The sequence below is a fragment of the Bradyrhizobium sp. HKCCYLRH3073 genome (assembly GCF_051167995.1).
Classification (GTDB): Bacteria; Pseudomonadota; Alphaproteobacteria; order Rhizobiales; family Xanthobacteraceae; genus Bradyrhizobium.
This window is the reverse complement of record NZ_JBNPUD010000016.1, coordinates 25,727-47,039: the sequence shown is the minus strand read 5'-3', so window position 1 is coordinate 47,039 and position 21,313 is coordinate 25,727. Positions and strand designations below refer to the sequence as shown.

The window sequence follows — 21,313 nt, the reverse complement described above, 5'->3', positions numbered from 1 at the left end:
AGGTGCTATCGGAGGAAAAGGCCGCCCGGAATTGACATCAAGAATGAGACAATAAAGCAGGCGACCCACACGATCCCGTAGCTCGGAAACTGCCGCAGCCGTTTCGCACGTAGAAAGAGGTAGACGGGAGCAAGAAGAATACCAAAGAGCGTTAGCCATCTGTCGGCATAGCCCGCGCGCTTTAGTTGCCGTTCATCGAGAAGACAGAGCGCGGCGTTCAGTACCAATGGTACGCCCAAAGCGATGAACTGAGCGAAGGATTGATCGCTGAAGGGATTCTCCATCATTTCGACGTCGCGCCAGCCTGCGAGGAATGCATAGCCAATGGGAGCAATGGCCAGGGTCCAGACGAGACTGTTGTTCACATGCATCGGGGCAACGGGTGGAGGGGTGTCCTGAAGACATGCGCCTAGATCAGCGGTCCGTAGAGGCTGCCAATCGGCAAGGCCTTTGCGCCAAACAGGCGTGTCGCCGCTGATTTTCTCTGCTCGTAAGAGCTCCAATAGGTAGGCCCTAGTTAGAGGGCCCTTACGTTGGCCATTCTCGATAAAAAACCAATCACCGGTGCTTGTCCCGCTCGTTTCGTTCGTATTGCTCATTATTGCCCCCTCGTCTTGTTGGCTTCCAACGATTCCCGTTGAAAGGTTCATCCAAGGGGGGCCGATCTTTCGCTTCAGCCCGAAGCGAATGTCGAAATAGGGCGTCGTGTGCTCTCAAGCTGCTGACCGTGTTCATGCCCGCCAGCTCTCCGATGATCAGAAGGAATTCGGGCTGCGAGCCCTCGAAGCGGGTACAACCTATGCGGTTGTCAGATGAATAGACGGCGTGCAATCCTCAGATCTCTGATTCATGGGGCTAGGATTGCAGTGAAGGGCTTTTCAAAGGTCAAAACCGAACAGACGAAGAAACCATACGATCAGCGCACCGACCTCGAAAAGATCAATTCGCAGTGGCACAAGCTTTCTGGCTTCCACACCCGGGAGGAGTGGTCCGCTGCCGTCGTCCGCGCCGCCACCGCGGCCGAGATCGCGGCCAATTTCGCCTTGCGACAGGAGTTCGAAGTTCGTTTCAGGCTAAAGCCTGCAGTGGTCAATATCTTGCTCAAGAACGCCAATGGGCTGAACGGGAAGATGAACCAGCTCCTTATCCCTGTTCTCAAGACCGATGCGCCGAACTATGAGCTTTCCGTTCGCGAGCGGCGCACGCTCACCAAGGCCGAGCAGAAGCTTGCTGAACTGAAACGCCTGAACAAGATCGCCGGCGAGATAAACGACGATCGGAACGGCGTGGTCCACCAAGGCCAATTCCGTGGCGAGGAGCAGGCTCGGAAGACGATCGACAATGCTCGCAAATTTATCGAAGGCCTCGTGAGCCTATACGAGAAGAACTTTAAGCTGAAGGGTGAGAAGCGCGAGGAAGCGGACGAATGAAAGGCACCAAGATCTCCGCTCGGGACATGAAGGCTCGCTGGACTTGGGGCGAGCTCACCTCACCGCGGTTCGGAAAGAAGATTGCGGGACACGGCGGCGAAGCGGTGCGCCTCCAAAAATTGGCTGAGGGCGGCGCAAGATTTGAGGAGCTTCCTGACGCGGATAAGGACATCCTCGCTTCCATCGCCGAGAAGCGCCAGTCCGGCTTCTTACAGAATGTGACCGGCGTGAACGAGTTCGTTTGCGAGGAGTGGACGAGGGAAGACCTGCTCAAGACCGACGTAATCCCTGCGCTCAGTCCGAAAAAAGACCGCGTCATTCCGTACAGCGAGTTCATCACGAATCCATCGTTCACGGTCGGTGGCAAGCCGGAGTGGAGCGACCCACGGCACAGTGCCGATAGTTGGCCTAAGGACAAACCGTTCTCGCAGGACGAGCCTGCGCTTGCTGTGACGCGCGGGGGCAAGAAGATACTGCTAGATGGCTACGGGCGGAGCGTCATCTTCATGCGGCACGGAAAGGACACTGATCGCTTTCTCGTTTGGGTGCCCGCGCCATAAGCTCGGTGATGCCGGCAGGAGAATAGCTGTTGGCCTTGGTGTCATCGCAGTGGTGTTGGTTGACGGGACGCTATTCTCTAAGCTGGCAGGCCGACGCTTCAATGGAGTCGGGTTAGCGCCTACCAGCCCTGACGCATCCAGGCATCGAGATCACGCGAGGATAGGACCTGCTCCGTATATTCCCAGTCGAGTCCGTGATCGTCCATGTCCTGGTTGTAGCGTAGCTCCATTGGAGGCTTCGTCATCTCGACTCGCTGCGAGAAGTTAAGCACCGCAGAACGATCCTTCAGGATCGCCGCGATCCAATCGTCTTCAAAGGCGTCAGGGAGCTGGCCGAGAACCGAAAAGATATCACCGAATCGGTCAGATAGCGCGGTGTAGACATCATCCTCGACAGTGCCGGCATAGCGAAGGTTCAGGACGTGCACGTTGTCGCGGATTTGCCCGATCCGCTGCACGCGCCCCTTGCGCTGTTCGAGCCGCGATGGATTCCAAGGCATATCCACATTCACCTGGGCGCCAAGACGCTGGAGGTTTAAGCCTTCGCACGCGGCGTCGGTTGCGCAGACCAGCCGAATTTCTCCATCTTGAATGCGTTGTTTGATTTGCTCGCGTGTCGCCGTTCTGCGTTCTCCACCCCGCGCGACAAACGATGCCGCGCCGCCAGCATACAGCGCAACCGGCTCTTCAGGAAAAGCCTCACAGAGCGCTTCGAGCACCCACTCGGCAGTGGTCCGATACTGGCTGAATATGATCGCGCCGTTGTCTTCAAGCCATCGGCGCTCTTGAAGAAAATGCAAGATGACCTGGACTTTGGGATCCACATCAGACCCCGCGATCACAGCAGCGAGATTGCGCTCGACCTCACGCAGGTACTGGATTTCCTGGGAGTCAGGAGGTGCGCTCACGGCCGGCTCGCCCTCGTCACCAATCTCATCTTCTGACAGGAGCGATTCATCAATTCGACTAAGCAAGTGCCTAGCGGTCTCCAGCCCCGCTAGAGCGGACGAACCGATCCGCCTTAGCAGAATTGTCTTTAAGAACCCTGCGCCGGGACACCTTTGTGCGTAGAGCCGACTGAACGCCTCCGCCGCCTCGTAAGCTGCCCTGAAGGCGAGGCTCATCTCAAGCCCTTCGCCATTGAACAGCGTTGCCGGCAATCCATCACCGACTCGTGGGTGGACGATCACCCCAATGCGCTTTAGCAGGCCTTCAGCTTCCAACATAGGCCTGGTACGACGCACGACACGGCGGACAATCGGATTGTGCCGCTCGGCGAGGAGGCGGAAGTCACTCAAGAACTCCGTGCGAATATCGCCGCTTAGCGCGTCATAACGAGGGCCGAGCACCTCGCGCGAGGCTAGGCCCGCGTCGCTGCGGATATCGCGAAAGACCGGATGCTCGGCTGCAGGGGGTAACGGATTACGAAAGAGGCCCCAACGGTTCGTGTCGTTCATTGGCCAGGCGCGGTCGCCAGTGAGAAAGCCAATCGAATCTTCGCGCACCCATTCACCGCCATCGAAGGGCGTTCCGAGAACCTGGGGAGCTCCTTGCCCCAAGCCCATCAGCAAGTCCCAAAGTTCTACCGCATTGAGCTGGATCGGGGTCGCGGTGCCAAGAATTACGTTCGTCGCGTCACGCGCGATAGTCCGCAGGAACGTAAGTAGGTTGTTTGGCTTTGGCGCATCACGTCCATTCTGCCCCCGCGACGCGCGTGCCTTGTGTGCTTCGTCGAGGATGACAACGCCAAACCGTTTCCGCGCTAGGGCGCCGCGCTCGCCTTCGTCATCGCCGTTGACTATCAGACCGGTTGAAATAATACCGACACGCCACGGGCACTTCGCCGCAAAACTCGGATCGCCCTTCTGCGTCAATGGTCGCCGCTTGCCGTCGAGCCAGCACTTCTTTGTGGTCGACCAGACCGCAGCTGGCACACCGAGCTTATCTTCGAGTTCCTCTTGCCACTGCCAAATGAGCGTAGCTGGTGCGAGGATCAGCACGGGCTTGTCATCGAGGATCGAGAGCACCAGCGCGGCTGCCGCCATCGACAGGGTTTTGCCCAGGCCAACGTCGTCTGCGATCAAATAGCGCGCGCTGCCATGCAGACGCCAATCCTCGATGCAGGTCTGTACGAAGCGCTTCTGCCAGGGGCGCAATATCTGTCCGCCCTTATAAATCGGTCGTTCGGCCAGCACCGCTTCGACAGGTACGCTGCCGTCCACGGCGCGAGCGGCTTCGATCGAACGATACTCGATTCGGCTCGCCATTGCGGCGACGTGCTTCACCACCGCGTCAGGCAAGTCGACGCCCTGTCGCCAGAAGTGCTCGAATTCGTCGCGCACCCATTGAGCGGCGGCTGCGTCTTCATCGCCCCAGAGAATCTCGTAGGCATGGCGAAACCCGGAAGCGCTGTCGTTCACGCTTCCCACGAAAGAATAGACCCGCCCGTCACCGTGCTCGATCACTCCGGCTTTGCCATGAACGAAGACATTGTTTGCGTCGCGTGGTACGACGCGGACCTTCATGCGTCCGGAGGCGAGAAGGTCATGCAAGCGCCGGTAGCGCTCACGCGCAAGCAAGAGGTCGAGTCCATCCTCAGTCGATTGCCAGGATGAAACTAGCGTGCGCGCCAATGCCTCCTGCCCGTCGCGGGCAGCCTTGGCAACCTTCACGTCGTACGGATCAAGGTCGCCATTGCACACGACCCTGATCTCCGCGACAGTCTCAAGCGCTTCGCCGACTACTTCGAGCAGGGAGGAACGGAAGTATCCAGCTATGCGGAGGTAGCGAGAAGCGTCCGCGAGGCGCGCGGTCAGAACGGGCCCGAGCGCTTCACGCCGCGAAGAATAGCGATCGATCGCCATCCCTAGACCCTGTCGAGCTTCAACGCTTCGGAGAGCTCGTGCGCGGCAGAGCTCTCCTCTGGTCGAGTCCGACTGGTCTTGAGAGCGATATAACTGGCGAGTGCGATCAGCTTCTGACGGCGCTGCCAATAGTCGGCGGCATATTCGGTCTTGAGGATGGTGACGCCACGTTTGGGATCCAGTGTACCGCCCTCCATCGTCTTCCAAATTGCAAACAGCACTTGCCGAAGCTGGGAAGCTGCGAAGCCTTCGCTCGCGTCGGCGTGGTCCGCCAACATGCGGCCCTTGAGGTCCCCGGCGCCGGCTAGAGCGGCTGCGTTAGCGGTGGTGGAAGCCATCAGTTCAGCGTACCCGCTGAAAGCGAAGCTCCTGGCGAAGTTCTGGAAGTCGGCGACTTTGGCGGAGCCTTTCGCCTCCATGTCGAGCATCCGGACATAGTAACGCTCCGGCGTCCTCAGGTCGCGCCACATCTCATGTGGGAAACCGCCCGGGACGAGCAGGTTGTTGGCAACGCTTTCGGCGTAGCCGATGAGCTCGCGCAGCATCGTCGTCTCGCCCTTGCCGAGCTTGCGGTAGAGGTCGCGGTCGAGTGGTTGACGGTCGATAGTAGAGTAGGCCGTGACGACTCGGAGAGCAGCGGCGTAGGCAGCAAGCGTTAAGTCTCCATCGGTATAGAGCGTCTCTGCGTGGGCGCGTTCATGCCAGCTGTCGTCAAGCGCGGTGAGGCGAGCAAGCTGGTCGGCGACCGCCTCCTCGATCTCGGCTTCGATTTCCATGCGTCGAGCGTTTGCTTCGCCAAGGCGCTTTCGCAGCACGAGGCATACGGTGCCCTGGACATAGTTGCCCTCTTTCAATGCGCTTTCGGTCTCGGTGACGACGTTCCAGGCGGCGGTGACGGAAAGGCCGGCCGCCCAGAGGATGGCGCCCAGGTCGGCCCAAACGCCGGCATCCTGGTGAGTGAACATCACCACCTGCAGACCGTTGTCTGACATGTGGCGGGTCATGGCAGCGTAGGCGGCGACCATGTCGCGGCGAAAGTGCTCGTCCTTCCCCTTGATGGCGAGTTGCCGCCGCGAGTCCCAACTCCATTGATCGAAGGGCGCTGGCGGGTTCTTGCGCAGCCAAGCAATGAAAAATTCGGTGATCTCGTGATAATTTACGGCGTCGGCGTAAGGAGGGTCTGTTACATACAGATCTGAGGGCCACTTGGTCGCGGCGGCAGGAGCTGTCTCAACAATCCCAGTGCGCTCCAAGGGTTTAGACACCGGGTGAAAATCCTGCAAAGTTTCCAGAAACGTTCGCCCCGAACGCGAGGCGTAGTTGTAGAATGGATTGAGCGCTTGATTGTAAAATACATGATTTGAGAAGTCGCCCGCGCCCCCGGTTTGCTTTCCAGACCCGTCTTTTGCAGTTCGGATTCCGGAAGTAATCCATTGGCAAAGCTTGCTCCTATAATCGAGCAGCAGTGGTTCAACAGCATAGAGTTCCGGCGAAGTTGAATTGGCACGCAGCGTTGCGAGAACGTGAAGATCGCGAGCGTTGAATAGATGATGCCAATAGGTCCAGCCGCGGGTTCGGATTGGCTCGTCGGTCTTATCGCCCGGTTCAATCTCCATGTCCGGCACGAATCCCTGTTCCTGCCATCGTGAAATGTTCTCGCGTACAATGGCTTCAACCTGGCGCTCGCGGGCCAGGTCGTCATCCGTTACAGCCGAAAAAAAAGTATCCGGCCTGCTTTTGTCGATGCTTTCTCTAGCAATCCACTGAACGCAGTATAGTCGCTCCTGATAGATGTCGCCCGGTCGAGGCATAAAATCAAATTTTTCCCATAAGCGCAGGCGATTGAGAGTTTGACCATTTGCGTCGCGATAGTCGCCCCGGATTGTCTTGATCTCAACGCCCGACCGCTCCGGATTCATTGGATGCACAAGGCGCCCGTCACGTATCGTGCCAATCTCTGCTTCCGCCATCTCGGATGCTGAGACACCGGCGTGAATTTCAATTTCGTAGCGCTTCGCCGCATTGTCGGGAACGAGTTTCGCGATCACACGCCGGGACTTTGAGATGACCCAGCTCGGTGCCATGGGAACCATCCAGTCGGTGCGCGGACAGCGTGTCTCAAGGCAATAAAGGAAAGCTTTGGCTCGATTTCCCTCAGCATCTTGCTCGATGCCAAGCCTAGTAATTTCTGCGTTTACTGTCGCCACTACTTTGCGCTGCTCTTTTTCGATTTGAGAGCGTCGCTCCTGCGATGCGCCAATGATGTTGAAGCTGCCCCACGTGAGCAGGCAAGCAATAGGATTCAGGTCTGACGCGTAGGTTTCGCAGCCGAGTCGTGCGGCTTCAAATGGGATCGATCCGCCTCCGCAGAAAGTGTCGGTTATTTTCGGTCGCCGCCCGAAACGCGCCACGCCCAGTTCATCGATCAATTCGGACATGTTTCGCGCGTTAGTGCCGAGATGGCGATTCACCATTGGCCAGATCGGCTCTAGCAATTCCGCCTCGTCGCATTCTTCTGGCCGACGAACAGCCGTGAGTCGCTCCGCATACGGTAGCGTTGCAAAGGCCTCAGCTATCCGCGCGTCCCGCTGCTCTCTACGGAGATCCTCTCGCCAAACGCGCCGACGCCCGCGCTCCTCGGTGACGAGTTCGGCATAGGCTGGAAATAGCGAGGCGAATCTCTTCGGCCCTCCATCAAAACGCCGTGCGAAGGCGCCGTCATCCATCGCCATAAGCTTTAAAAAGATGTCGAGATCGGCTGCCGCGTCCTGACCGGCAGGCAGCAGAGACCCGAGCACGACCGCACGCACGAGGACGAGAGGCTTACGCCCTTTCCAATAGGATCCGAGAGCGGTGAGAGTCTGGCTCGCGCCAGCCTTTCGTTCCTTGTAAGCTTCAGCCGAAAGCCTACCGACTGGAAGTTGCCGCTCGATGAAGGCGGGTACATCCGCGAGGGAAAACGGCGCTAGGCCGGGCTTCGGCGAGGCAATAGCAGCAGCGACGTTCATGAAGACTCACTCGGCTGGAACGGGCGCGAACAGGAAGCCCGGCCCCTCGTTCTTCGGTTTCGACTTTTTCTTTGTCGGCACAAAGCCGTTATTGACCCGCGGTTCCAGCGTTCCCCGACCTGCGACTGCCCCAAGATGGAATGTATCGGTACGCGTGCCGAAGCACAGGGCCTGCCGCAGCGCGCCGCGCCAGCCCATGCCAATTTGATGGGCGAGGCCGGTAGACGCAGCCGTCATGGTGTAGAGCCACCACCGCTCTTCGGGTTTAAGCCCATGCCAGTTGCGAATGGCAACGGCAATCTCCTCAGGCTTTACATCTAACGCCTCGACAGCCCAGAGCAACACGAGCAGTTCCTTGCCAAATAGCCGCTGCACCGCGGTTTCGTCCGCGCCCCAGCGCCCGGCGGGTTTTCCTTCGACCTTCAGGCGTCGATTGAACTCGGTGCGCGCCTCCGGCGACACCACGTCCCACACCTCGCGCGCCGCCTCGCAACGCAGCACCGTCTCTGGTGCCCATTGCGGCTCGCGGTCGGTCGGGGGACGGCCGAACACCTCGAACACCTGCACTTTGGCCTCGCGTCCTTTGGTAAGGCGCACCAGATACCCGTGCTCCTGGTAGATATCAACGCAGTCGAAATTCGCAGCTGCAGTGGCCATGGAATCACTCCTGCTTCCATTCGACGCGGTCGAAATCAAGATCGAAAGCGTCGCAGAACGCCGTCAGATCGCGCCCTGACGGAAACACAATGCCGTCCAAGCGAAGCTTGACGGTCGGCGCAGGTGAGTTGAGCAGTGCGCTCAGCTCCTTGACCTTTTGGTCGAGCGCAGCCGCCGAAACTGCGACATCGCGCCCGAGCCGGAGTGTCAGGAAATCTCCTTCCGAGCGCGCGCCGCTAAGATCGAGAGAGCCGCCAAAAACCTTTGCGTCCGACATCTTTGCGAGCCGATCAAGTGCCGAGAACGCCGCTGCGGTTTCTTTGGGCTCGAAGCGCGAGGTCATGGTAGTAACGGCGTCCGGCTTCAACGCGGCCTTTGGTTGCGGAGAGCGGGGGCCACCGGGATCGTCCATACCAGAAGCAAGCGACGCGGTCTCTTCCTGGCTGAACTGGCCGCTGACCTCAGCGACGACACGAAATTGTTTCGCGCCCGGTGGCGCATCCATCTCGCCGTGCGGCACCTCGGGGCCAGTCTTCGGGTCGGACCCGTCGAAGGTCGCGCGAATGGTCGCCGCTCGCGGAATCGCGTTGAGTGATACTCGATAACCATTGGAAGTGCGTTTCACGTCCGGCTTGACACGGATCGGCGCGCGCCATTCGCAGGGCTCGCCTGTCTTGGCAACGCCCTTCGAATCGACGCCGAGGAACCATACTGCGGGCGCCGCCGTCTCGTACACGCGACCGTCGAGTTTCTGCGCTTTCGAAGGATCGGGCGGGCCGCTTTCAGAGACGTAAACGATATCGGCGTCCTCAGGCGCCACATTCACCTGAAAACGGCCCGTCACCATCGGGTCTTGCGCGAAGTCGTCCTGCCTGGCAGTGACTCGCGTGATGCGCTCCCACTTCTTCGCGACCAAGCCATCCTTCTCGCGCCAGAAGCCGCGCAGAACGGCTGCTCGTGTCAACTGTTCCAGGCCACCTTTCGGTAGCCAATACCACCCGGACCGGACGGCAGAGTTGCGCTTGAGTGAACCAGGTTGAACCGCGTCGGCATCAAACAAGATTTCTTCGGAATCGAGACGCAAAGTCTCAAACTCCGCGTCAAATTTGTCGCTAGAGATGAATTTGCCGCGCTTCGAAAGAGTGTCGATGATCTGCTGTTCGCCCGAATAGTCGTTGCGGTCGAATTCCATTCGAAAATTGTCAAACGAGCGCAGATAGCTCCCCTTGGCTCGATCACGCATCGGAAAGACAATGCTCTTGAACGTTTCACGAAGGGCGCTTGTGAAGGCCGCGGCCTCTCGCGCACGAACACCGTCAAGCTCGGCCATCTGCGGGGATCCCTGGCCGTGTTGCGCCTTAATCCGTTCCTCCACCTTGGCGATCGCCCGCTGGCGGCGAGCGCTGGTCCTGAGGGTCGCAATCGCATTGCGATCCGCCGTCAGCAGCAGGACCCGGTTCTGCAAATCCTGCCTGTTCCACCAGTCGATGAACTCCTGAGGAAGCTTGTCGGCCGGTTGCTCTAGGATGATCAAGGTCGGGCGCTCGTCATCCAACTTGATCTCGTCAAGGGCAGGCAGAATTGCAATGTTCTCGGAGTAAAGCGCACCGGTGCGAGGCTTGAATACCTCTTTGAGCTTATCACGAAGGGTCTGGTCGACCTGCTCGGCCGCGATGTTCCCGGCAATCTCGGTGATCTCGGCCGTTACGTTGGCGGTCTGGCCGAAGAAGACGCGGTTATCGACACCCTTGAAGAGATACCACGCCTGGCCTTCCAGGCGACTAAGGCTGCCTTTTATCTCGGACACGTCGAGCAGTGGATCGACGAGCGTCTCAATCAGCTCACCGTCGGTGAGGCCTCGCAACGGCGATTCTGCCGCCGAAAGGGACGACATCAGCAAGACCTTGGCCACCGCTGAAGCCGTTGGGTTGCCATCGGCCGCGTCAATCTTCTCAGCGAGCGCGTTACCCCGGTCGGCCACGTCCCGGGAGATGGCATTGGAGTAGCCTGGATTGATCTTCCGGATTTCCTCGATGCTCGCTTGGTCGTTGAAGTCGAGGTGTTGCAGCCCGATCAGGAATGCATTGCCGTTGCCGGCCAAGGCGCCTCGCACCGCGAGACGCATCAGGCGGATGAGCGCCCGAGTCTTCTGGTAGCCACGGTTCTCCGCGAAGCGTGCCACTATGTCTCGAATGGAGGGGTGGAAGGGATAGGTCTCGCGTATGCGCTCGATGAAGGTCTCGGGCGTCGTCGGAATCGTGTCAACTCGCTTTGCCTTCTGAAGCGCGGAGACATAGGCCTGTGCGACCTCATCGATCTTATCGGCCGAGGGCAAGGCGTCGAACAGCCGCTTGCGAACGATAGCGAAAACCTCGCCCGTGTTCTGTTGTACCGGGGTGATCGCCTGCGCGTTGCGATCGTAGTGTTTCGTCAGGCTTTCGATAAGCGTGCGCAATTGTCCGGAGCCATCGAGGTAAACGTCGTCCTTCAGGTTTGTGACGACGACACAGGCGCGAGGGCACCGCGGCAGCGCATTGAACAGGCGTTCCAGCGCTCCGATCGTGAGATCGCCGAGAGTGGTGTTTCCGACCGTCTCGCCTTGCGCCATCTGGAGGTAGCTTGGCAGCTCGTCGAGCAGAATCAGGACGGGCTCATCGCCCAGGGCTGAAACCCATTCGTCGACGCCTGGGGTCCTCGCTCCATTGCGCCAGAACGGCGCCATCACATCGCCGCGGCCAAGTTGCTCGGCGATATAGCCCCACAGCAGAGTGTTCGGATTCTGGTGGCCGTTGAAGATCACGACCTTCGCCGTGGCAAACTCGTTGCCAGTGGAAATCTTCGGAACCACCTCGCGGCGAAGCCCTGGATCGGCAGCTAGAAGGCCGAGTGCAATCAGGCTGTGCGTCTTGCCTCCGCCCATAGCCTGGGTCAGATAGAAGGCCCCATCTTCCGACTTGCCAGCCAGACGATCGAAGCTGCGCTTGACCAATACGTCAAGACCGGCCGTAAAATGGTTCCGTCTAAAGAACTCCCGTCCGTCGATCTTGCCGGCAGCGAGGTCCTCGATCTGAGCAACTTGCTCGACCAGGCTGTCGCTGGTGACTACTGCGTTTGGAACGCAAAGCTGTTTTACTGTTGCAATCGGCATGGCCCCGCCCACTGGATCGGGCCGACTGGCTTTTCGAACCGTCACCGAGTGATGCGCGGCAGCTGCCGAAAGGTCCGAAGCTCTTTTGCCCGAGATGTCCTCCCATAGCGTATTCGAGGAGGGTTGTCCGGGTAAACTTCCGACCAATTTGGACCGATCCGCATTGTTAACAGGAAGCCACATGGCCTCGGACCGCCCACCGGTGCCCAAAGTTGTTCCCAGCTGGTCGCGCGGCGTTATGGCTGCGGAAAAACCCATGCGGTTGGCTCATGAAGTCACGATCCGGCCTTCTGCCCGCGCTTTCTCGAAGTAGGCGGACAAAGGCTTGTCTCCGATGAAGTCGGCGTCGCGTTCGACTGTGAGGCCGAGCGGCCCCTTCGCGATTGCGCGGTTGAAGCAATGGGGTCGTCGGCAATCAACTCTTGCAGACACAGCTGGTAGACCCGCTCAAAGTCGCAGTAGCGGCGCCAGAGCGATTGAGCGAAGTCTAAGGCTCCCGCCGCGGCGATTGCTTCGATGACCGTCTCAAGCGTCAATGGCACGAAGGGGACTCGGTCAGCGCCTTGTTGATTAGGTTCGATGAGCTCACCTTGATAAACACGAAATGCGCCCCAGACCTGCGTATTGAGCTGGGGCGCGACGGCGAGGAAGACTGCGCGCGGCGTATTACCGTTATCCACGGCCAGCTGACTCAAAAGGTGCAGGCGCCAGAGTTGCTCGATCGCATCCGAGCGCAGCACGGCGCTGTCTGCGTCGCGATAGAGGAGAACCTGTCGCGATACTTCACTATACCTGTCCCTCATGCGGGCTGCGGGACCCATCGATTCACTCAGCTTGACTTCGATGAAGATGGTCGCGGGCTGGCCGTCCAATGTAGTGATTTGAACTGCAAGATCGGCCGCGGTTCGATCCGAAAGCCAAATGTCGCGCCCAGGCAAGTGGCTGCGCCGGCCGGGCGAGTGCTCGAACATGATGCGCTCCACTTTGTGTACGATGCCCGGCAGCAAGCTCCGGAAGACGGCGGTCGCAAGTTTCAGATCCAGTGCGAGAAGCCCGAATAAATTGAAAACGAGCGGTGCGGAACTGAGCGCGTGTCCGAAAAGCCGATCGGGCGCGATTAGCGCATCTTCCTCGCACATGAGATATTCGTGAAGAGCCAGGCGATGGATGTCGGCGCTGAGGAAGTTCTTGCCGGCGCGTGCGGCCTCGGCGCTGAGGATTGAGCCGAGAAAAGAACGAGTATCCGTCGTGCAGCGATCATCGGCTGCGGTTGGGATGCCCTGAGCCTTTAGCCAGAGAGCTTGCTTAAGCCTGGCGGCGGCTCTGAAGCGGGAGTCTAATGCGCAGTAAGCGCCGTGCCGTTTGAGCACGGCTTCCGGGACCAACGGCGTTCGGGGCAGCTGCTTGAATACTGAAGCAACCGTAAAGTCGCGCGCCATTCCGCTATCGCTCGAGTTGTTCGACGATGCGGTTTCCGGGGCGACTTCGAAGCGATCTGAGGGGGTGGCCATTCGAATGTCCTGCTGTGATCCGTGCAGGGGATTCGAGAACGGCAACGCGATGTTTAGCCTAACTTTTTGGAAGCGGAATGGAGCACGTTTAGAAACTAAGCGCATTGGTTCAAGAAAATATCTCGGCCTATCAATGGTTTACAGCCCGTCAGCGTTGGTCGCGCCGGACTGGCGGGCCTAGGCCAGCCGGTTCGCCCAGGGTGGTTGTGCGAATCGACAGCGGCCGTAGAAAGGCGCCTCGAAGCCTTCGAATGTGCCCGCAGGTGAACCAAGGCCGGTTCCGGGCGCGCTTGGGGAATGGAATGGCCGACAGCGATAATGAACTGCTGAAATATCTGAAATCCTTCAGGGACCGGAATGAGCTCGCGAGGACTTTGATCGCGGAGTCATTATGGGATCGCCCGGAGAAGGAACTGGAGGCTTTGACAGCCTGGGCCGCTACGGGTGAGGGGGAATTTTCAGCGCGATTGCGCGGGCTCGTTTCGCCCACGAAGCCGAAATCGTCGCGAACCGACGCAGCGCGAAAGCGCCAGTTCGACCGAATCCGAAAGCATCACCCTGCGTTGGAAAAGTATGGCGCTGTTGCACGAAACGTGGGGCGCGAACATTGGCTGGAGGAGGATCAGCCCGCCGATGACCAAGCTACCGAGCAGACCAAATTTACGCCAGAACAGCTGAAAGACATTCAAAGGTCGTTGGAGAAGCAGGCAGCAGAAGACCTCCGAAGAATTGAGAAAGCCTACACCGACTGGGACCGCTCTTTCATGAAGGGCTGGCGCGCGTACTTAGACGCGGGCGAGAATCCGAACCACTCCCCAGTACCACTCGATCCACTCGCAAACCCGTTTCGCCCGGCACCGCCACAGATGCAGCCGTCAATGTTGACGGCTCGTGACGCGATCAAGCTTTTCAATGGCATCTCTTTCGCGATGTGGAAGCATGGAAGAGTGATGAACACACACATCATCATCATTTGGTCCATGATCCCACGAGTGGATGAGCAGAAAGGAATGAAGGTATTGGGCCTTTACCTGAACGAGGCCCGGAAGTGGTTGGGTGTTGGGAGTGGCCCTCGCCGCAGAATCATTAGTGATGCGCGGCATGGCGAGGAGATGCACTATGTGTGGGTCCACGAAAACGCCGTTCAGCGCGGCTTTCACAGTCACATCTTGACCTATGTTCCGGATGAGCGCCGGGCGCAGTTCGAGGCGTGGTCGCGGGTTCGCCTAGAGAAGTTGTGCAGGGCCCATTTCCCTCGGAAGGCACTTCGCCTCGTTCGCAGCTACGCAAAATCCAATGAAGAAAAGGTACGCGGCGTCTGGCGCTGGTATCGATATTTGATGAAACAGCTCGATCCTACGGCGGGATTGCGCGTTGATGACAGCTCAGAAGGCGTCTCGGCCGTGGTATTGCGGGACATCCTGAAGCCTTGGCCGGCGCGGAAGAGCCCGCCAATACCTCGCATGAAGCTGACAGGCGTTTCGCACTCGATCGGCGAGGGTGCCCAGGATGCGGCGGGGTTTTTCTCGATGCTTGGTCAGGCGCGGTTTGATGAACTGTATAGCGGCCTTGAGTTTGAGGATCGTAGGTTGGCCGAGTTATTCGGAGGACTCCCCGAGTGGCGTAGTCAATTCCGAAAGTGGGACACAATAAACTATCACGGATTGTTCTGAGCCAACAAATGCAAATGCAGAAGGCTCCAACCCGGAGGGTTGGAGCCTAATGCAGATGCAGTGCAGGTCTCGTGTTAGCTAGGATAGATTTGAGGAATGAATTACACCCGTGTCAAGCACCTTGCAATTCCATTGAAGGCCTACCCCCGGAGCGTTGTGTGCGTTGATCCGGTCGGTCACCAGGGAAGATCGTCTGCGTCGTGGCGTTGCTCGCCTTCGCGTCCGCCAGGATTGACTCTCTCATCATCCAGGTCGATCTCGAAGATCGGGGGAGATGTGGGAGGCGGCGATGTCGGCCCCGGCGGTGTGCTTCCGCACGGTCTGCGACGCTTTGGGTAACGCTGCTCAAGCAGCGAAAGGAATGCCTCTGGCCCCCTTTCGGGATAGCTGCCCTCGCCGTCAATGGTGATGACCCCTCTCGTCGGATAGTAGTTCAGAGCGCGGTGCTTGATGTGAAACTGTGTGGGACGGTCGACGAAGCGGCCGCTTTCGCGCATTTTGTTGATGAGCTCTCGCGTGTCATCTTCATCATTGCGATAAAACAGTGGTCCGTCCTTGGACGGGATCTTGCGTTGCATAGCTGTTATCCGTGATTGGGGTTGGCGGACGGCTGCGCATTTGGCACGGGAAGCTGGGGCCGTGTGGCGAGCCAGTTCTCGGCGTCTGCGAGGCGGATGATGGTTCGGGTGCAGACTTTGACTGCGCGAAGGTGACCGTCGCGGATTTCCTTCCATGCGGTGGTGCGGCCAATACCGGCCCAGATCGCGAAGTCGTTGACCGACATCGCGCCTCTCGGCTTTTCAGGCTGATGGGACATGTATCTATTGCTCCATGTTTGTCCGGAAGTTCTCGACTTCCGAGTGGATATGGATGCGATACGGACGGGAGCGGAGCGCTGCGTACTGTCCTGGTGCGTCGAAGGCAGAGCGTTTTGCGCGCGAGCGATCAGGACTTGTAGGGGATGCCGGCGCAGAACGCAGCCCATGCTTCTGCGAGCTGCCGTCGCTTGTCGAATAGGTCGCCACGGCGATAAGCGGCTTCGACCTTATTGCTGATGGTATGTGCAAGCGCCATCTCAACGACTTCGTTCGGGAAGTCGGTTCGTTCCGCCGCCCAGTCGCGGAAGGTCGAGCGGAAGCCATGGGCAGTGATGTCGTCTCGTTTGAGACGACGCAGCAGCATCAGGAAGGCCATAGAGCTGAGCGGGCGTTCCTGCTTGCCTCCGGGAAACACGAAGTCGCTGGTGCGGATTTCCTGCATCTCGGCAAGAATGAGTTGGGCTCGCTTGGCGAGCGGGATGCGATGATCGCGGCTGGCTTTCATACGGGCGGCGGGCACGGTCCAGAGCTGCGCCTTTTCGTCATACTCGCTCCAGCGCATGCCCATCGTTTCATTGGTGCGGGTGGCGTTGAGGATGCAGAACTCAAACGCGCGGGCGACGACCGTTTCTTCCTGGCGCAAAATCTGGATGAAGTCGGGCGTCTCGTCGATCGGAAGGGCGGCATGATGGACTATGGCCCGGACTCGTGAACGTTTGGGTAGAAGATGATCCAGATGACCGCGCCACCGCGCCGGGTTATCACCCGTGCGGTACTTCATCGCCTTAGCCCAATCGAGAATGCGTTCGATCCGGCCACGAATGCGGGAGGCCGTTTCGGTCTTTTCTTTCCAGATCGGTTGCAGAACTCTCAGAACCAGATCGCCGTCGATGGCGGCAACTGGTTTGTCCTTGAAGGTCGAATAAACGTATGCCTCAAGCGTAGTCGTCCACAGCTCGGCGTGCTTGCCGTTCTTCCAGCCGTCCTTATGGGCGGCGATATAGCTCTCGGCGCATTTCTCGAAAGTGATGGCCTCGGCCGCTTCGATCACCTTGGCTTGCTGCTCCCTGTGGCGCTCTTCCAGCGGATCAAGGCCCTTGAGGCGCATGGCCCGGCAGACCTCTGCCTTCTCCCGTGCCTCGGCAAGCGAGACCGTATGAAACGGACCAAGGCCCATGTCCCGCAGCTTGCCGCCAGTGCGATACCGGAAAATCCAGCTCTTGGAATTGCCGTCACGGACCTTCAGGTAGAGACCAAGCCCATCGGCATACATCCCCGGTTTGAGATTCTGTTTGATCTTGAGCGCAGTGAGCACCCGTATCCGAGCCATTGCGAAGCTTCCGCGTCGTGTCCGAGCCCATATAGAGGGAGGGGTTCAGTCGACAGGCGGAGGTGTTTACAGGGGGCACCGATACAGCCCGTGCCGCTTCATCGGTCAGCACTGCGAACGCGGACGCGGCGACGACATAGATGAACCCCGCTCGCTACCCGCGTTTTCGTCTCATTGTTATAGATAACGGGTAAGCGTCATCGTATTTCCCCTCTGGGCCTTGAACGTAGCGGCAGATTTTCGCTATCTGTCGGCAGGAAGCGCACTTATCTGCGGGCCCGCAGACGTACTGCCGTGCGTATGTCCTGCATATCGACGCGGCCCGCGAGCAGTGTCTGGCGGAAGGTCTGGAAGATCGGCGCGCTGCGTTCTTCGTCTTCGATGGTCAGGATCAACGAAAACGGTATGCCCTCGGCCGGGAAGGTCGCTTCCGCCCGCACCACGCTTTCCACTTCAAGCCGCCATTCCGCCGAGTTGCCAACCCCGCCGGTGAAATCCGCCGCGTAGCGCTTGGTCGGCCACCATTTCAGGCCATAATCGATGAGGCTGCGCTCGGGGATGGTGAGCTTGCCGGTGCGCGGCAGGAACGCCTGGGAAATCTGGTCGTGATAGCTCGGCTTGCCGTCGCTTCGGTCAACCGGCTGGCGCTGCCGAAGATGGGCGCTGAGATTCACCCGCACGAACTCGGACCCGAAAGCCTGGTTGATCGGCGCATCGTAGACGAGAGTCATTCGGACGAGACCCCGGCAGGCGCGCGTGGCGGCATCCACCAGCGCAGCGGGCCACTGGAAATCAAACCTGAGGATTGCGGGTTTCTGCTCGCCGGCGGTGAGCCGGCTTTCGAATACCATGGTGATAGCATGATCTTCCGTTTCCAGCATGGCCGTCGCCGATGAAGGCCGGCCAAACCCGGCGAATTGGCGCGCAACATCCCGCAGGCGGGGCGAGGCGAGGGGGGAGGGAAGCGTCGCGTTATGGATGAGAAAGGCCCGCAACGTGCGGGGCGCTAGCCGCTCCCCAGTCGCGACATCAAGCACCGCGAGCGTCTTCGCGGCAAGCGGGGCCGCAAAGCTGGTGCCGCAGGTTTGCGCCTGATTGCCTTGCGGGTCGCACGAAACCAGATGCGTTGTGCCTGGCTGGGATGCGTCGCCGGTCCCGCCGAAATGAGCGACATCGGGTTTGACGCCGACGCGCAGGCCCGGCCCGCGACGGGTGTAGGTGGTCGGCGCATCCTCTATCTGATTGGAGCCCGGAGGGTTCAGGGCGCCCACCGCAATCGCGCGCACGCTCTCGCACGGCATGAAGATCGTGTCGGGATTGGTTCTTGCCGCTAACATCGCCTGCACCTGGTTCAATTTTGCAGGCCACGGGTTGCGCCATTCGGCGCCCGAGAGATTGCCGGCGGAGTTGACGATCAGAATGCCGAGCCGATCCTGAATATCGTCAAGCCGAGCCGCGTAAAGACTGTAGGTGTCGGCATCGACCGGCGCCACGACATTCAGCGACATGTTGAATATCCGAACACCATGGCTGTCCCGGGCCTCAGTAAGTGCCGCTTCCAACTCCTCCAGAAATGCCTCGAAGCCTCGCTGGCCATAAACGACGCCAAAAGGCGCTCGTGGCATCAGTGGCACATCGACGATGTCGCAGCCGTCGGATTCGACGGCCAATTGCGGCGAATTCGCCGCCTGAGCGCCGATCAGCACGCCAGCAACAAGCGTGCCGTGGCCCGGATCGCAGTCAGCCTCATCAAGGAAATCATGGCGGTCCAGCACCCAAGCCCTTAGCGGACCGTCGACGCCGGTGTCGATCACGCCGACGCGGGGATAGCGGCCATCGGAGACGCGCGAAATCGTAGGGAAGGGTGAAGGCCCGGCGGCCGCTTGGGCTTCGGTCGGCTGGATCAGGATCGGAAATCTGATCCGGCGGACTAGCGGATGGTCGGCCAGCCGCCGGAGGATATATTCGTGACGGTTCACATCGCGATCAAGGTGAGCCGGCGTGATCACGCGTTCGTCTTCGCCGCGCACAATCCGTCGGTCTTCGATCCGTGCCGGTTCGGACGCGTCGGTCAGAAGCATCTCAATCGCGGGCGTGCCGCCAGGGCTCGGCAGCAAGGTCGCAAGCAAGCCGCGCCCGCCCTCGCGGAATATCGCTTGCAGCGTCGCTAGCGAGCGCCGGAAACCCAAGGCATCGTGATCGCCGCCATCGATCAAGGGCTGCGTCTCGAACAGCTCGACGATGTAGCCGCTTGCCGCGCGCGGATCTGAAAGCGCCGCAACGGCGGCATCCGCCGCAAAGGATCGTTTCAGATTGGACGGAGCAAGCTCAATTGATTCAATGGCTCCGACCTCACAGCGATTGCGGGTGACGCAATGGTAAGGACGTCCGGTTTCTCTTGAGATACGCGTCTCGCCCTGGTCTTCCGCAAGAGCTATGTGACGCCGCAACCGCGCGAAATGGATCAGCGGCGCCCGGAAATACAGCTCACCCGGCGCGCCGGCCCCGACGCAGGGGAACTGATCGGCCAGGAAGACAGCGCGATTGGGCCGGTACGATTTTGCGATCGCTTCGATGCGCATCCGGACCCGCAGATAGCACAGCGGCCCGTACGGCCATCGGGCGACGTCGTTCTCGATCGTTTGCAGAGCGGCGAGAAGGCTATCGCGATGCTTTACGAAAGCCGCATCGCGTCCTTCGAAGAAGTCCTTGTCGTTGCCGCCGCGCTTCGGGTCAGGGGCCCGCAGAAACGCATCGTCGTTGAGTACGATCTGAACGGGGTTATTGGGCATTGGCTACGCCCTCCCTCGACGCTTCGCGCGCCACGTAATCCTGCGCGTAACGCGAAATCGTGCTTTGGCTGACGCCCAGCATTTTCGCGACGCTCGCCTGCCGGATCGGTAGACCGGAGTTGAGAAGCGCGCCGACAAAACCTGCTTCGTCGCCGACAAACAGAGACGCGGGCGAAGATCGGTTTTCATCGATCGCAAGCCTCGGCACCAGAGCCTTTGCCGCCGCCAAAATCGTCATCGCCGACACGTCCGAGCGGCTGAGCGCCAGCACCCGTTTCAAGGCATCGGCAAAATTCTTGAGAAACGACCCCGACCGCTCGCCGACAATAAAAACGAGCGTTCGCACAACGTCCTCGTCTGCGTCCAGCGGATGAAGGAACGCATTGAGCATGGTAAAGCGGGTGCGCTCGTCCGGCAGATCGATCCGAATATGATTTTCAAAACGCCGCCATACGGCGGGGTCAAGCAGCGCATCATGGTTCGTGATGGCGACCGTTAGCCCGGTTCCCGCCCGCGCGTCCAGGTTCTGAAGCAGCGTGTTGACGACGCGCTTGATTTCACCCACTTCGTGGGGGTCGTCGCGCATCTTGGCCAAAGCGTCGAATTCGTCGAGCACCAGCATACAGCGATAGCGATTGGCGAAAGTGAACAGATTCGCGATGTTGCGCGCCGTCGTGCCCAGGAACGAACTGACGAGGCCATCGATCCGGGCATTGATGATCGGCAAGCGCAGTTGCGCCGCCAGCCAGAATGCGGTCAGAGTCTTGCCGGTGCCGGGCGGGCCGTAGATCAGGCAGGACCGCGACGGTTCGACTCCCATCTCGCGCAGGGCCTTGACCTGCTTCCATTCGCCGAGCAGCGCGTCCAGCGCCAGCGTGAGCGTTTCGCTGTAGATCGGCGCGGGGCGTCCGGCGCCCGGATTAAGGATCACTTCGGCCAGCGGCACGCTGGTTTCGCGATCAGCCGGGGGATGGACATTGGCCGTAAGTTCGTCGCCCGTGACCAATAGGCGCGACACCTCCACTGCGCTCGGGCTGAGGCTATGCTCACTCGAAACGCCCGCAAGCAGCCGATCCACCGCCGTCGCGGCTTTCTCGTCACCGTCCGTCCTTAGCCGGTCGCGCAGGCGCTCGACCTGCTTACGGAAACGCGGATCGGTCCCTTCGAGGCCGATCCGGCAGAGGGTCTGTATGACGGAGAAGTGCTCCATGGGTCCTGACGAATCGCTTTTCAGAGTGAAATATGCACTAGTAAGATGGTTTATGCATCAGGTACACTAGTTTATGCAAGGACAAAAGACTTGCCTTCGGCTGGGGCGGCCGCGCGGGGGCGGAACTCCTGCTTTTCGCAAGGATTGGCGGGGCTTTACCCGATATCTGCCCGCTCGCCTCCAAGCGCGGCCCGGAACCTCCCCGCACCACAGCCACACGGATCGCGGCATATTGACCGCGTCAGGGGCTGCTCGTGGCCGTGGTGCCGGGACTGCGCGGAACCGCGGCTTCCGCCAAAAGGCCGCGCCGTT

The 21,313-nt window shown here is 59.8% G+C and carries 14 protein-coding genes and 1 pseudogene; 3 read left to right on the top strand and 12 right to left on the bottom strand.

What is annotated here, in order from left to right; all coding sequences use genetic code 11:
- Window positions 1-5 precede the first annotated feature (5 nt).
- A complete protein-coding gene (locus ACQR1X_RS28080) occupies window positions 6-599 on the bottom strand; it encodes a DUF4339 domain-containing protein (RefSeq protein ID WP_434900062.1) in 594 nt (197 codons plus the stop codon).
- Between the two features lie 267 nt (window positions 600-866).
- On the opposite strand from ACQR1X_RS28080, the gene ACQR1X_RS28075 reads away from it, so the two are divergent.
- Together ACQR1X_RS28075 and ACQR1X_RS28070 are read left to right on the top strand one after the other, a co-directional pair.
- Window positions 867-1,430, top strand: a complete 564-nt coding sequence (locus tag ACQR1X_RS28075) for a hypothetical protein (protein WP_434900061.1) — start codon at window positions 867-869, stop codon at window positions 1,428-1,430.
- Complete coding sequence (locus ACQR1X_RS28070; protein ID WP_434900060.1) at window positions 1,427-1,990, top strand: hypothetical protein; 564 nt, start codon at window positions 1,427-1,429, stop codon at window positions 1,988-1,990. The genes ACQR1X_RS28075 and ACQR1X_RS28070 overlap by 4 nt, the downstream gene beginning before the upstream one ends.
- A 119-nt stretch (window positions 1,991-2,109) precedes the next feature.
- Here ACQR1X_RS28070 and ACQR1X_RS28065 read toward each other — a convergent pair whose 3' ends face one another.
- The 6 genes and pseudogenes from ACQR1X_RS28065 to ACQR1X_RS28040 all read right to left on the bottom strand — a co-directional run.
- On the bottom strand, window positions 2,110-4,854 hold the full coding sequence (locus ACQR1X_RS28065) for a helicase-related protein (RefSeq protein ID WP_434900059.1): 2,745 nt from the start codon (window positions 4,852-4,854) through the stop codon (window positions 2,110-2,112).
- Between the two features lie 2 nt (window positions 4,855-4,856).
- Entirely contained in the window at window positions 4,857-7,862 is a 3,006-nt protein-coding gene (locus tag ACQR1X_RS28060; RefSeq protein WP_434900058.1) for an anti-phage-associated DUF1156 domain-containing protein, read from the bottom strand.
- Window positions 7,863-7,868: 6 nt separating this feature from the next.
- Entirely contained in the window at window positions 7,869-8,519 is a 651-nt protein-coding gene (locus ACQR1X_RS28055) for a DUF3780 domain-containing protein (protein ID WP_434900057.1), read from the bottom strand.
- A gap of 4 nt (window positions 8,520-8,523) precedes the next feature.
- Window positions 8,524-11,925 carry a DUF499 domain-containing protein gene (locus ACQR1X_RS28050; RefSeq protein WP_434900056.1) on the bottom strand — a complete coding sequence of 1,134 codons (3,402 nt, stop codon included), beginning with the start codon at window positions 11,923-11,925 and terminating at the stop codon, window positions 8,524-8,526.
- Between the two features lie 9 nt (window positions 11,926-11,934).
- Window positions 11,935-12,099: a DUF2958 domain-containing protein gene (locus tag ACQR1X_RS28045; RefSeq protein WP_434900055.1), complete on the bottom strand. Its 165-nt coding sequence runs from the start codon at window positions 12,097-12,099 to the stop codon at window positions 11,935-11,937.
- 32 nt (window positions 12,100-12,131) lie between these two features.
- A pseudogene (locus ACQR1X_RS28040) lies at window positions 12,132-13,106 on the bottom strand (PGN_0703 family putative restriction endonuclease); the annotation flags it as partial.
- A gap of 374 nt (window positions 13,107-13,480) precedes the next feature.
- Here ACQR1X_RS28040 and ACQR1X_RS28035 point away from each other — a divergent pair.
- Window positions 13,481-14,851, top strand: a complete 1,371-nt coding sequence (locus tag ACQR1X_RS28035; RefSeq protein ID WP_434900054.1) for a hypothetical protein — start codon at window positions 13,481-13,483, stop codon at window positions 14,849-14,851.
- A gap of 176 nt (window positions 14,852-15,027) precedes the next feature.
- Here the strand turns inward: ACQR1X_RS28035 and ACQR1X_RS28030 are convergent, their stop codons facing one another.
- The 5 genes from ACQR1X_RS28030 to ACQR1X_RS28010 all read right to left on the bottom strand — a co-directional run bounded on the left by ACQR1X_RS28030 (window position 15,028) and on the right by ACQR1X_RS28010 (window position 21,001).
- Window positions 15,028-15,429, bottom strand: coding sequence for a hypothetical protein (locus ACQR1X_RS28030; protein WP_434900053.1), 402 nt, complete (start codon window positions 15,427-15,429; stop codon window positions 15,028-15,030).
- Window positions 15,430-15,434: 5 nt separating this feature from the next.
- Window positions 15,435-15,635 carry a helix-turn-helix domain-containing protein gene (locus ACQR1X_RS28025; RefSeq protein WP_434900052.1) on the bottom strand — a complete coding sequence of 67 codons (201 nt, stop codon included), beginning with the start codon at window positions 15,633-15,635 and terminating at the stop codon, window positions 15,435-15,437.
- Between the two features lie 161 nt (window positions 15,636-15,796).
- Entirely contained in the window at window positions 15,797-16,999 is a 1,203-nt protein-coding gene (locus ACQR1X_RS28020) for a tyrosine-type recombinase/integrase (RefSeq protein WP_434900051.1), read from the bottom strand.
- 266 nt (window positions 17,000-17,265) lie between these two features.
- A complete protein-coding gene (locus ACQR1X_RS28015) occupies window positions 17,266-19,791 on the bottom strand; it encodes a S8 family peptidase (protein WP_434900050.1) in 2,526 nt (841 codons plus the stop codon).
- The gene (locus ACQR1X_RS28010) at window positions 19,781-21,001 is read right to left on the bottom strand and encodes an AAA family ATPase (protein ID WP_434900049.1); all 1,221 of its coding nucleotides are present in this window, start codon (window positions 20,999-21,001) and stop codon (window positions 19,781-19,783) included. The genes ACQR1X_RS28015 and ACQR1X_RS28010 overlap by 11 nt, the downstream gene beginning before the upstream one ends.
- Between the last annotated feature and the right edge of the window lie 312 nt (window positions 21,002-21,313).